Source organism: uncultured Bacteroides sp. (assembly GCF_910586915.1).
GTDB lineage: Bacteria > Bacteroidota > Bacteroidia > Bacteroidales > Bacteroidaceae > Bacteroides.
Window position 1 is genome coordinate 14,086 of record NZ_CAJULN010000020.1, and the last position, 12,855, is coordinate 26,940.

Consider the following 12,855-nt stretch of genomic DNA (forward strand, 5'->3'; position numbering starts at 1 on the left):
TTATTTCTGTTTTTAATTTATTGAATGGGTAAAACAAGGATATTCGTTATTTCTCGGATGAATGAATAAGTTCCTTAACATCTACATTTAGGATTTTGGCTATCTCAAACAACACTTCTAAACTGGGTTGCCGTCTGTTACATACATACGCATTAACTATACAGAAACTCTTGCCAAGTTTCTCAGCTAGCCAAGTTTGTTTTATGCCTCTTTCTTCAAGCACTTCTTTTATCCGATTCATGGGTTTATCCATTGCTTTGTCTTTATATCATATATATATGCAAAGATATAAAATATTATGCTATAAAAAGAGAAAAGAGGAAGAAAACTTTTCCTCCTCACTCGATTACATTCAAATGCCGCTCAATCGGATGTAAGTGTTTAAAAAAAGCAAGATTTCACATTTGGTACAATCCTAACCAACCATTTTGGAAAACGTAACTTCCTGCGTCGTTTCGGCTAGCTTGAAGGTTATGTGTGTGAAAGTGTAGTTGGACCAACAGCTGTTACAGAAGCTACGAATATACCTCCTGTGAAATCTTTGCCTGTAATTCTTTATTTAAGTTAAACATTGTCCAGCGGGTGAAAATGTACTTTTGCTTCTTGGCAAAGCGCATTATCATCTGCTGATCTTTTATCTCTGTAATGCCTATCAATGCAAGAAGGCTTTGCTTGTATGCATCATCCACAAAGGGACAAGTCATCATATCAGCCGTGAGAATCGTGAGTTCTGAATTGCGTTTGCGTTCAGATTCCGCAACAAGCCGATACTTCTTTAAAATCTCTTTTTTCAATAAAGCCTTTTGTTCATAATAGCACTTGTGATTCGCATAGTAATACAATAATATAATACATGCGAAAAGGTTATACTGTAGTTCACTTTTACCAATGAATGATTTAATAACTTCCGGTGCGAGTAGATATGCATAGCCTAACTCTTTAGCCAATATTAATAGATAGAGGCTTTCATGCAAGGTGTTTCGATGTGAATCTGTTGTAGTCAGCACCAAGGCTATTTCATCTTGAATCTTTTTAAAGATAATATCCTTGCTTATCGTTTGGAATCTAACCTCTGGATTAACTTTGAAATCACCATGTCGTTTTCCATAGATAATGATGGAATTCATTATCTTCAGTAATTTCAAGGTTGTATTTATCTGCCTGTTGCTATTGAACACGAAGAATGCCACATCAATTAGAGATACAAGATAACTTGTGAGCTTCCTTTGTACTCGTTGTGCATGAATTTCAACCTCATCCTTATTCGCCTCTTCTTTTGACATCAGGCGCTCATACTTCTTGAAACCTATTTCATATCGATTAAGAAAAGCGTCAAGGCGTTGACTTGTCTTCTCAAGCAGATAGTTTGCTATATCACGATATTCAATTCCGCATTCCTTTACTATTGCTTTTATTTGAGCATTTACGCTATTTGCAGACAGGTATATATTGAATTCCCTATCTAATATTTCTCTGTCTTTATCCGATTCTTCATCTTCCGTGTCCTCCTCTTCTTCTGTATTTAATTTTGATTCTACTTCTTCCCAAAGTGAAGTCGAGAATATATTGCTCAGCAAATTTTCAATTCGCTGTTTGGCAATAGTCACCTTTGTTATAAAGGGCCTTTCAAACTCTTCTGTTTTGGATGGACTAATCTGCAATTTGAATTCCTTCAGCCATTTTGTTAGACTTTCCATGAAGAGATTCCTGTCCTTTTCGTCATTATAGAAGAGGAAATAGTCGTCAACATACCGATAACACTCATAGGAGGATTTCTGACGAAGGTCTTTTCCCAATAGTTCCTGTTCAACCTTTTGATCTATATACTGAAGTATAATCTCTGCAAAGATCCGAGAAAACTCCGGACCTATTACGATACCATTCGTCTCGCGAGCATTGACCGATTGCATTAGATTATCAAATGCATCGCCAACCCATGAACCATGATATCCAGGCAAAACCTTTACCTTGTCCGCACCACCTGCTGTTGCCCAACTTATGGTATGGGTATAAATACTATCGAAACAACTCTGTAGGTCGAACTTCACAAGATGTTTGAATTTTTTTTCTGCACGCTGGTATCTGTAATCCTCATAGAACTTGTATATATTTGAATACTTCTCGTAGCTGAAATAAGTTTTCAAATTTTCATATTCATTGAAGAACAATTCAACTTTATCACTTTCATGCCCGGACAACCTTCGGTGAAGTCGATCTCTATAGTAAAAGTATTGTGCTATCTTGTGCGGTTTGCGAAGAGAAAATTTACTTTGGCTGCAAAGATATAGTATAGAATACTTATACTGATCATAAAACTCCACTACCTGCCACTGGTTATATGGATGTATAATTGACAGCGTTCGGGTCTTATTCGTCTTGTGAGCGATATTAAATTGATATGGGTAGAATAGAGCGTTTGGTCGATGTTGAAGTATTTCGATTTTTTTATCCTTTTCATAACAACCAAATAGTAATGCAGCAAAAGCATTCGCATCCTTTTCATCCAGACGTTTAGATTGCTTCAAGACATTCCACGTGATATTATCAACCTTTTGTTCTTCACCAACCCATAAATACTTGGCAAGAAATCGATACAAATATCGGTTTGAGAATATTATAGGACACTCGTAGGGCAAGACATCAGAAAAGAGAACTCGCTCTTTGCTATAACTAAGCTTTATCTTCTTTCTCTTTCTCATACCCACGATTGTTTAATCATTTGTAATCTGATTTTCTTTACCTTATATCGCTTATGAGGCATTGCAAAGCCTTTGACAAAGGATACTTGCTTAAGTTGTTTCTTCAAGGTCGCTTCAATCTGTGGTTGTTTAGCCGGATCAACACCAGCTTTGCCGCCCAATGATATTTGACTGCACCTATATTGAAGATACTGATCTAATCCTTCCAAATCTCTTGCATTGTCTAGCAATTGGTTTGAGTAAAATATACCCACCTTCACACCTCGCTTTGCATTAAACAAATTGACATTGCATGTCAACACGTGTAATGCATCAAATAAATAATGCGCTGCAACATCGTAAGACACAGTATTCAGCAAACTGTCAAATTTCTGAAAAGTCTTTGTTATGCGATCCCCTATCTTTTTCTTTCTATCCTTAGACAAAGAGAAGAAGCCTTGCTTATCTTTGTCTCCTTTGATGGACTGTATCGTATATCCTAAAAGATTAAATTTTAGATTCTTTGTATCCTTGGAATCATATGTGTAGCATTTGTTCGTCCCATCTGTAGGTGTATGAATTTTCAAACCATGTTCAATATACGTATCAGTTAGAGCTTTGATGTAATCATCCAATGACCATTGGTGTTCATCATCTAAATCAGGATGTGCGACGATAATAATATCATCCACATATCTTGCCATGAACACTATTCCTGGTAGTTTACATCTAAGCACCTCATCAATCTTGGACAAATAGAATTCAGATAGTAGCGAACTGATAGCACAACCTCGTGGAATACCAGTTTGTGGAGTCGGTACAAGTGGGCGTAGGTTCTTGTCTTCAAACTCTTTTCGAATGAGTCCGCGCAAGAGGGATTTACTCTTTACATCAAGCAGATTGTTGCCCTCCAAATACTTAAATAATTTATCATGTGGTATCGACTCAAAGCAGTGACAAACATCCGTTCGGATGATATAGTACCTGCTTTTATCTTCCATTAATAATGTCTTTAACTGAAAAAGTATCTCGTGACGACTTGACATTGATATTTTAAACAGTTTCTTCACATTTCTGTAAAGGACTTGCATTGTGAAAAACTCTTCAGCTGTAGCTCCAATAGTATAAAGCGGCTTCTGCGGATCTTCTGACGCATCTGGAGTAAGGTTGAAACGAAAGCTACTTGATAAAATCCTTGAAGACACTTTGCTAAGATGCTCTTGCAACAGGATTTTCTGTTGCTGAGCATTATCTTTCATCAATTGCTTCAATTTGTCAACCTCACTCGTTTCTTCCTCTGTACGCTCAGTTTTTTTCTTTCTCAATATTTTATTTAGGTTCTTTCTCATTTCACGATACTCCTGAGCTTTAGCCAAATATTCAGGTGAAAGATACCTTTTCTGCATCTTTCCCTTCCTATTCACCGTATTGAACGCATCATATAGCGAATCGTAGTTATATGAGAAACTATATTGAGACATCTCTTTGAGTTTATCTATTTTTATATGTATTCGAAGGATACTCATTATTTCCAGTTTGCAAAGATATAAAATTATCTGCTATATAAAGAGAAAAGGAGAGGTATTTTTCCTCTCCTTTTCTCTAAACCAAGTATCAGACATCCAAATCCTTCATAGCCAATCCATAGTTTTCCTGACCGAACAGGTCTTGATGGATGAGCTTCAAACCGAGTGTCTGATAATACTTGTAGTCATCACCTTCGGTACAGAGGTATTTGTAACCGTAGCGTGGCATGTATTCCTTGAAGAAGCGAGCCAAGTCCTTCAGGCTTTCGGCTTGGTTCTTTTTGAAGTTGCTGCGCACAATGATGATAGACCAGTCAGGGAAGTTGCTTCTTCCTTCGCTATATTCCCAAAAGCGGATGTAGCAGTCTAAATCACGCTCGCTGATGTTTACACAAAAGCCATTGGCATTTTGCATCACTCTACAACTGTTTCTGTAGCCGAATTTCTCACACAAGTAGAGATTGAAATCAAGAATCAAATCGTTTTGTAACATAATTAATTGAGTTTAAAAAGTTAATAAATGGTGAATTATAAATGAAAGCCTCGCTTGCGCTTATCCTTTTTCTTTTTCATCAGGCGATTGAACTCGGCTTCTTCTGCGGCAGTGGCATCGTAGGATGAACTGCCGTTCAACAGACCAAGGCCGATGCTTGAACCATTGTCGGAATGGGAAACGCTTTGCTGCACCTCTTCATCTTTATGCGTGAACCCTTGCTTGGGGTATTCAAATGAAGAAGCACAAGCATTCTGCTCCAATCGGTTGTCGATATTCAAATAGCTGAACTCACGGCTGACCTTTGAACCGGAGAAAGAAAAGCCGTTGTACTCAAACTTGACTCCCAGTATTTCCCGTGTAGTCCGGCTGACTTTGAATTTCATATCAATGTCACGGTCAGCAAGAGCTTCTTTCAGTTCATCCCAATTTTGAGCTTTGGGCAGCTCCTCTTTCAACGCTTTGTATATCTCGTGCTTTGCCCGGTCGTATGGACGCAAGCGTTCCTCGTTGATATGGTCCTTGCCATTGGCAAAGTGCAAGCGGTATTTTGCCGTCAGCATCTTACACGCCTTTTCATTTCTGCGGAAGTCGTTCTTGTCGCTAATTGTTTTGCCATCATTATCCACCCGATTGAAAACGATGTGGCAATGCGGATGCTCACGGTCGATATGCCGGGCGATGATGTACTGCGTGTTTTCGATACCCATCAGTTTCATATAGTCGTGGGCGATTTGCAACATCAACACATCATCAGACTTCAAGCGTTCGCTGTCTTCAGGGGAGAAGTTGAGCGAGGTGTGTCCGACAATATTCTTTACCTTGTCATTGAGCAACGCTTGTAATTCAAATTGTTCTGCCATCTGTTCGGGTGTGCCATCCACTCCGGCTGCTTCCAGCAATTTGGATTTCTCCTCTTTCAGGACATAGCGGACACAACCACCGAACGATGTCCCTTTGGTCTGCTTACCTATCATCTTTCAGTTGTTTTATAAGTTGGTTAATACGCAGCGCCATCTCCTCGCATCTTTCGGCAACGGCAAAGAATCCGTAGGTGTTTGCCTGTTTCGCCAACTGGTTGAGGTTGGTACTTTCTCCAATTAACTGACGGATGATGTGGATATGCTCTTTCGTGATTCGTTCACGTATCGTTCCGTTCTCAATGAGCGAACGGATGACTGCGCTTTGAGTCTGCTTGCTCCGTCTGCAAAGCGCACCGAGCCATGCGAATTGGTCGTAAGACAGACGGAGTGTTATCGTATGTTTCTTCTCCATTTTGAATTGCTTTTAGTGAATAATTTGTGACCATCGGGAGCCGCCTCCTCTGACTTTTTGAGGAGCAATTAGTCGGGAAATGTAATACACCGACATTAACTTGCTATAGTAAAAAAGTCTCAAATTCTCTCCCTTTGTTCAAAGTCTGAATCCTCGTTTCTTCGGCGGTGAAACCTTTGGTTGAGGAATGCCTCGTTGTACGCAGATGAGCTTCAAATCAAATGTTTCTATCAGTGTTTTCAAGTTCGGATTCCTCTTAATCATCTGCTGGAGTATGGCTTCATCGGGGCGTACCTTCAACAGGTAATCGGCAATGTCGTACCCCTCTTTCCGTTCGTTTTCGGTTGCGTTGGCTTCCAAATAATCGAACAGTTGCACATCAATTCCATTGCTTTTCATCAACCCGATTTTGCTCTGCCAATAATCGGTCGCTCCCAAATCGGGGAATAATACAACGCTTCTTCCGGTTAGAACGGACTGATTATTGGCATTGAAACAACCGTTCTTTCCACCCGATGCAATCCATAGGAATTGGGGGAGGTAGTAGGAGGCAATGATTGCAGTTTTCTCGCTTTCGACCAATGCCACAGGACGGCTTTTGTCTTCTGAAAGCAAATGCTCACCGAAGAAACATTGCTTCAGATTATAGTCCTCTTTATGTAGTACGGAGTGTACCCATGTGACATGATTGTACGGTTCTTTTATCCGCCTGCCAGTTTCTGGATTGTAAAGCATTATCTTACCTGTACGGACTCTGTTCTGATAATCCATTTGCCAAAATACGGTTGCACCGTCCCAATGCTTGGAAGTGCCAACTTTGTATTTCTCCATCAGTTTCAATGTCTCCGTCTCTCCGAATTGAGCCGATAAGAATTGAAACAGCTTGTTCTCAGGATAGCGTTGTAACGACTGATTGACTATTCCCAAATCAATGTAGGAAGTGGCTATCGGCTCGGCTGTCTTAATAGACGCATAGCTCTGAGAGTTATTTTCGGACAACTTTTCCTTTTCAGATGGATGCCGTTCAAAGTAATCACGGGGTGTGAAATGATAACCGCATTTCTGCTCGTGGTCGCAACGCCCCACGTAATCCGGAAACTGGATTCGCTTCTCCGTATCAATGTACTTGGAGAAACATCTTTTGCGGTGGCAGTTCGGGCAAGTATGCCGGGTGCTGACGCCCTTGTAGGGTTCTAATATGAATCTATGTGTACTCATTGTTTATCTCTTTTTTAGTGTGTCACTTTTGTCGTTATTGTCGTTTTCGCTTGGAAAGTGTCAAAACCGACAAAAATGTCATGGGTTAATCTTTGAATATTCTCCATGCTTCTCTTTGCGGAACAATGTTCCGATATTGTCATTGAGAAAGCGTTGAAATGTCCGCTCTTTCATTCCGTTTTGCTCGGCTATCTGTATTGCTTGAGCGGTGGTAAAGGACGGAGGTAGCAGATTGACTATCGCCTGTTGCTGACTGTTGAGGGCATTTTCATTCAGGATATTTTGTACGCTCAATGCGGATTCCTTGAAATATTCCGTCAGTTTAATGGCTCTCTCCACCGTCAGCAAGTCGATACACGTCTTGTCGCACTCTCCACAAGTCCATCGTGCCAGTTGGATAATCAGGCAGAAGCGAATGATGTATATCTCCAGCTTGCAATAGATGCTCACAATGGTGTCGTTTGTTTCTCGGTCGCATAACTCTGAGAAATGATGCTGCCATTCATAAAGTCTTTTCTTGGCATCCTCTGAAAAGAAAAGAATTTGCGGTTCAATCTCTCCATGCTCATTTAGGCTGCACTCCGATTGTATCAGCTTATCAATGATGTCATTCCATTCTTGCTCTATATCTTTCGGCAGTTCTTTGTCATTCCATCGTGCTTTCTGTTGCAGATTGGGCATCACAAACAGGATGCGGTCGATAAACCCGTTGCTGGAGCGTTCACCTTTAGCCAACTCGTTCAGGATTTTCTTTTGGATAGTACCAATGACCGATATGTACGGACGCTTGATGAAGATGGAACTCTTGGCATTCTTGCGGTCGGATATAGTGGTTTTGGCACTGAACACAGATAGCCAAAATTGTTCTTCCGAACCGTTGTTATAGCGGTTGAAGTTCTTGAACCAAGCGGATAATTCATCGGCCCACAAGCATAGCCCGCGTTTATTCTGCGCATGAATGAGGCTCAACCCTTCGGGCGTTACATCCGAAACCAAGAAGCGTTTGCGGATAGGCTCTTGCGGAAATTGCTCTCCACCGCTTTCAGTACGTTCCTTGCGGCTCATGCTCATCAGCTCATCGTACTTGGCAAGAGCCTTTTCAAATTCCTGATTCTGTCGGTAGTCATAATCAAGAAACGGTTTCATCGCAAAGCTGAGCGGATGGCTTTTGTTAGCTCCCGGTCTTCCAATCAATGCCATATACAGGATGGGGCTTTCCAGCCAGCCTTGTTTGATTTGGGCAAGATGCGTGTTACCTATGCCGATCGCTATTGCCGTAAGGATGGCTGCGGCAATGTAGTCGGTAGGGTAGTTATGACATTCGTGTACCTCACGGATGATGCGTTGTATTTTTGCCGGGAATATGCTGATAGGGAATGCCGTACCGGACAATCTTGTGCTTAAATCAATCGCTTCATCAATGATGGATGCCGGATTAATAGAATATTTACCCATAGCCCAATCCATTAAAATTGTACTGATGATTTGGGCTTGTGGCGAACACCGCTTTGCATATTGGCAAGCATCTCCTCGTATGTCTGCTCAGCAGTCTTTCTTCGTCCGTTCTCAATCCAAGCAAGAAGCTCGTCCTCATAGAAATAGAGTTTCTTGCCTTTCTTGTAAGCCGGAAGTAGCCCTTTGCGTACCAATGTATATATGGTAGGCTTGGCTTTTCGGATGATGTGGCAAGCATCATCAATTTCCACCAATACATGTTTGTCAGATGGCTGTGGCTGGAGTTCCGCTACCATCTTTTTCAACTCGATGACCTGTTCGGTCAGATAACCTACCGCTTCGGGCAGCTTATCAAATGTTACTGTTTCTTTTTGCATACGCCAATCGTCTTTAATTGTTCGACGGCAAAGGAAACAGGTGTTTCAATGGTGGAATCATTCACCAAAATATAACTGAAGAATAACTTTTTGATGGTAATAAGTGATGATTACGAGTAATTTAAGTACCTTTGTGTCATGAAATACCAGTGGTTATTAAAGCTATAAAACAAATTTGTCGTTTATGATACCGCAATTTGAAGAAATACGGATACAGGCATTGAAAGAATTAAGTGCTGGAGTTGTTATGAGAGCTAAAGATTTGCGCATTCCTTTGGCTAAGCATTTTGGATTGACCGATGAGGAAATGAATGCTTGGTATCCTTCTGGTAATGGCGAAATATTCTTAGACCGTATTTCGTGGGCTTTATCGTATCTTTTTATTGCAGGTCTTGTAGAAAAGCCCCAAAGAGGTGATTATAAAATCAGCGAAAAGGGACTGTCTATGCTTTCTTCATGTACAGAGGAACAAATAAATAAGTTCATCAAAGTAACTGTGAATGCGAAAACTCCGAAGAAAAGTTCTAAAAATAAAGATGCTAACAATGCTTTTTCCCATTTGGAAAATGATGATGAACGTACGCCGGAAGAAGAATTGGCAGATTCGTATGATAGAATAAAACAGAATGTGCAATCTCAGATTCTGACAACAATATTAAGTAAAAAGCCACAAGAATTTGAACGGTTAGTTGTGAAATTACTTCAAGCAATGGGGTATGGTGGAGAGGTCAAAAACTCAGGTATCGTAACGAAACTTTCTAATGACGGTGGTATAGATGGTATTATTAAAGAAGATATTTTAGGATTTAACCATATATCCATACAGGCAAAGCGATATGCTTTAGATAATAATGTTCAGCGTCACGAGGTTCAAAGTTTTGTAGGAGCTGTTGCCGGAACGCCATCCAAGAAAGGAGTATTCATTACTACCTCTGATTATACTAAAGGTGCAATGGAGTATGTGGAAAGCCTTAACGGTTCACCAACCATTATCTTGATAAATGGTCAACAATTAACAGAATACATTTATGACTATGGCTTGGGATTGCAAACAGAGAAAGTCCTTAAAGTCATGAAAATGGATATGGACTACTGGGATGCAATGGATAATGCCTGATGGTATTGCAGCTATGCAATTTTTCTATCCAACTTAATCTTACATACAGATTCGGTATGGGACATCTTACGTTCAATGGTAGATATTTCAGAATCACGGAGGGTATGAGCAAATATCCTCTTTATAAATGTGGCTGTCTGTAAGCGTGGTTTGCCAAATGCCTTACCGATATTCCATCCAAAGTGCATGATGTCAATAGTCTTTAGCTGAGAATCAATCTTTATCGGTTCGATTTTAGGTAAGGCATCTGACAGGTAATATTCTGTTACATATCCACACAAGCGATTAAGCGCAGTTTCATCAAGATAGGAAACTAAAGTTTGTTTCGTGTATGCGATAACTTTATTGAGCTTTTCTTGTGAGGCGCGTTCTTTCTCAGCCATAGCATGGGCACGGAGTATCTCATATTCTGATGGTTGGTTGGATTCTTCTATAAAAGTATTGTTGATAGTAGAAGGTGTGGCTTCTTCATTTGGAAGTTCTGCCACATCTTCGTTGAGTTCGGAACATAATGGAGTAGAAACTTCTTCTGTTATGTCAGATGTAGTTTCGATTTCAATTTCGGGTTCAGGCTCAGAAATGATAGGTTCTGAATTTATAGCACTTTCAGCAAGTTCCGAGTTTACTGCTGGAACTTCTACGACTACAGCCTTGTTGCGATAGCACTCAAATCTCATAAAGCACTTTTCTATTGTCGGTGAAAGAATTTGACTGAATACCATTTGCAGATTGAGATAGATAGCTCCCATGATAATGGAGCATACCACCAAAATAAGGTAGCTGCTGAACTCGTCCCAACCATAGTGAAGTACGGTTTGGCGGGCTAAAACACCAATGATGGCGATTGTACCAAAAACAATCAGATGCAATGTTATATGTTCTATCTTTTTCAGCTCCATAGTGGTATGTATTAATCGTTTGTGTGCAAATATATAGGATTAATTTTTGAGAAAATCCATAGTTTTGCCTGTTAATGGGCTTTTGACGATATATTTCATCGCTTTTCACTACGTTACACTCCTAATAATAAGCGCATTGCAAATTTCTTGTTTTTGGATGAAAATAGTTGGATAAATAGGCTTGTGTATCTTAAAAACAAAAATTATCTGCATCATTTTGGGTAAACAATGCAGATAATCAATGGGGTATAGAGATATAGCTTATTAGCAATACAATGTATGGCTTGTACCATTGAGATATAACAAGATGTTATACTCTTGTTTACGAGCGACTTTGTTTATTAGCCATTTCCTAAATACAGCGGAATGTCCGGTGTCTATTTGATAGGATAGGGCTATAACCATATCGAGATTATACACATCGGCATTGTTCCCATTCTCCAACTTGATGTACTTGCAAGCTTCGTGGCTCTTCAAAACATTAGCTTTCAGGATTCTCTTGATTGCTATATGGATAGCTCCAGACGTTGTATAAAACAAGTCTGCAAGTTCCCAAGTGGTCATCCATACTTCGCCATCAGAAATATGGATGCATTGTCCGTTGTTGAGTATGATTCCTCGTTTCATAGTTCTATCTATTTGAGTGATATTTTATTGGCTGTTTCTCGCTTCTTGGAATTGACCAAATCGGCATATATTTGAGTTGTGGACACATTCTTATGCGTTAGCATCTTTGATACAGTGTAAATATCTGTGCCTAAGGATATTTGTATGACCGCATACGAATGTCTGAATCCGTGAAAGGTTATCGGTTTCGTTATTCCTGCCTTTTTGAGCCAGCTTTTCAGTGGGTAATTAATCATACTTCGCTTCAAATCCTTGAAAACTTTGCCTGTTCCGGGTGTGCCGCATAGTTCGTAGGCTTCGTAACTGATGGGGAGTGTCGCTTCCGTCTGGGTTTTCTGTGTTCTGATACGTAAACAATAGCCTTGGTCGGGAGCGATAGTGAAGTCTTCCCATTGCAGATTGAGAATGTCGCTGATGCGTAAGCCTGTCAGACAAGCGAATAGAGAAGCGGCTTTCAATACGGGGATGTCGCAAGGAGTGGCAGCGAGTTGCTTCACTTCGTCCAATGTCAAATACTCCTTCTTCACATCTTGTGGCTCAATCTTATCAAGGTAATCATTGATGTTCTCCCGAAACCATTTGTCCCGATAGGCAATCTTCAACAATCCTCTGAAGGTAGAGTAGTAGCCGGATGCCGAATTGAGGGATATAGGACGGTTGCTGTGTTTGAGTTGCTTGGCATTCAGCAAGTATTCACGGAACTTTTTGCATAAATCCACATTCACATCGCCAAAGGTACATTGCCCTTTGACGAAGTTGTAGAAATGCTGATAGACGAACTGCCATTTCTGGTCTTTGTTCCGGCACATTTTCTTGAAGTAGGCAAGGAAATCGGCTTTCTGCTTGGTCTTGTCTAAGAAACCGAACTCTTCGTTGATGAGCGATTGTACCCGGATGCAGCGGATAGCCTCTGCCTTGTTCAGCATATCATTGTTGAACTCCCGTTCCATCTCGTTTTTCGGGTGAGCATAGATGTAGATGCCAAGGTATTCTCTGCGGCTCATCTGCATCGTTTCGGGGTTACGGACTGCCGGATAATAATCCAGATACAAGGAGATACGATTATTCCGAATCTCTCTCTGACGAACTGTTACTTTTGTACACGTGTGTGTCATACTGTTTAATATTTAGAGTTTTACATTTGTTTGGTGCAAAGGAATAAGGTGATTCAATGGTGGGTACATTCACCG

General features: G+C 40.4%; 13 protein-coding genes. 1 reads left to right on the forward strand and 12 read right to left on the reverse strand.

Features of this window, described 5'->3' with window-relative positions:
• Positions 1 to 46: 46 nt before the first annotated feature.
• The 9 genes from QZ331_RS08770 to QZ331_RS08810 form a co-directional block, all read right to left on the reverse strand.
• Positions 47 to 253: a helix-turn-helix transcriptional regulator gene (locus tag QZ331_RS08770; protein WP_135185654.1), complete on the reverse strand. Its 207-nt coding sequence runs from the start codon at positions 251 to 253 to the stop codon at positions 47 to 49.
• 262 nt (positions 254 to 515) lie between these two features.
• A complete protein-coding gene (gene drt3b, locus QZ331_RS08775; RefSeq protein ID WP_294629541.1) occupies positions 516 to 2,699 on the reverse strand; it encodes an antiviral reverse transcriptase Drt3b in 2,184 nt (727 codons plus the stop codon).
• On the reverse strand, positions 2,696 to 4,084 hold the full coding sequence (drt3a, locus tag QZ331_RS08780) for an antiviral reverse transcriptase Drt3a (RefSeq protein ID WP_294629542.1): 1,389 nt from the start codon (positions 4,082 to 4,084) through the stop codon (positions 2,696 to 2,698). The genes drt3b and drt3a overlap by 4 nt, the downstream gene beginning before the upstream one ends.
• Before the next feature lie 208 nt (positions 4,085 to 4,292).
• Positions 4,293 to 4,697, reverse strand: coding sequence for a hypothetical protein (locus QZ331_RS08785; protein ID WP_270459796.1), 405 nt, complete (start codon positions 4,695 to 4,697; stop codon positions 4,293 to 4,295).
• 35 nt (positions 4,698 to 4,732) lie between these two features.
• Positions 4,733 to 5,674, reverse strand: a complete 942-nt coding sequence (locus tag QZ331_RS08790; protein ID WP_135185658.1) for a relaxase/mobilization nuclease domain-containing protein — start codon at positions 5,672 to 5,674, stop codon at positions 4,733 to 4,735.
• On the reverse strand, positions 5,664 to 5,972 hold the full coding sequence (locus QZ331_RS08795) for a MobC family plasmid mobilization relaxosome protein (protein ID WP_294629543.1): 309 nt from the start codon (positions 5,970 to 5,972) through the stop codon (positions 5,664 to 5,666). The genes QZ331_RS08790 and QZ331_RS08795 overlap by 11 nt, the downstream gene beginning before the upstream one ends.
• A gap of 138 nt (positions 5,973 to 6,110) precedes the next feature.
• On the reverse strand, positions 6,111 to 7,190 hold the full coding sequence (locus tag QZ331_RS08800) for a DUF6371 domain-containing protein (RefSeq protein WP_270459805.1): 1,080 nt from the start codon (positions 7,188 to 7,190) through the stop codon (positions 6,111 to 6,113).
• Positions 7,191 to 7,268: 78 nt separating this feature from the next.
• Entirely contained in the window at positions 7,269 to 8,645 is a 1,377-nt protein-coding gene (locus QZ331_RS08805) for a DUF3987 domain-containing protein (RefSeq protein WP_270459808.1), read from the reverse strand.
• 11 nt (positions 8,646 to 8,656) lie between these two features.
• Positions 8,657 to 9,022 carry a helix-turn-helix domain-containing protein gene (locus QZ331_RS08810; protein WP_036633149.1) on the reverse strand — a complete coding sequence of 122 codons (366 nt, stop codon included), beginning with the start codon at positions 9,020 to 9,022 and terminating at the stop codon, positions 8,657 to 8,659.
• A gap of 184 nt (positions 9,023 to 9,206) precedes the next feature.
• Between QZ331_RS08810 and QZ331_RS08815 the strand changes: the two genes are divergently transcribed.
• Positions 9,207 to 10,139: a restriction endonuclease gene (locus tag QZ331_RS08815; RefSeq protein ID WP_036633148.1), complete on the forward strand. Its 933-nt coding sequence runs from the start codon at positions 9,207 to 9,209 to the stop codon at positions 10,137 to 10,139.
• Between the two features lie 11 nt (positions 10,140 to 10,150).
• Here the strand turns inward: QZ331_RS08815 and QZ331_RS08820 are convergent, their stop codons facing one another.
• The 3 genes from QZ331_RS08820 to QZ331_RS08830 form a co-directional block, all read right to left on the reverse strand.
• Positions 10,151 to 11,038 (reverse strand): hypothetical protein, encoded by an 888-nt coding sequence (locus tag QZ331_RS08820; protein WP_036633147.1) that lies wholly within the window; start codon positions 11,036 to 11,038, stop codon positions 10,151 to 10,153.
• Positions 11,039 to 11,302: 264 nt separating this feature from the next.
• Entirely contained in the window at positions 11,303 to 11,665 is a 363-nt protein-coding gene (locus tag QZ331_RS08825; protein ID WP_098032458.1) for a lipofamily protein, read from the reverse strand.
• Between the two features lie 8 nt (positions 11,666 to 11,673).
• A complete protein-coding gene (locus QZ331_RS08830) occupies positions 11,674 to 12,780 on the reverse strand; it encodes a site-specific integrase (RefSeq protein WP_036633146.1) in 1,107 nt (368 codons plus the stop codon).
• Between the last annotated feature and the right edge of the window lie 75 nt (positions 12,781 to 12,855).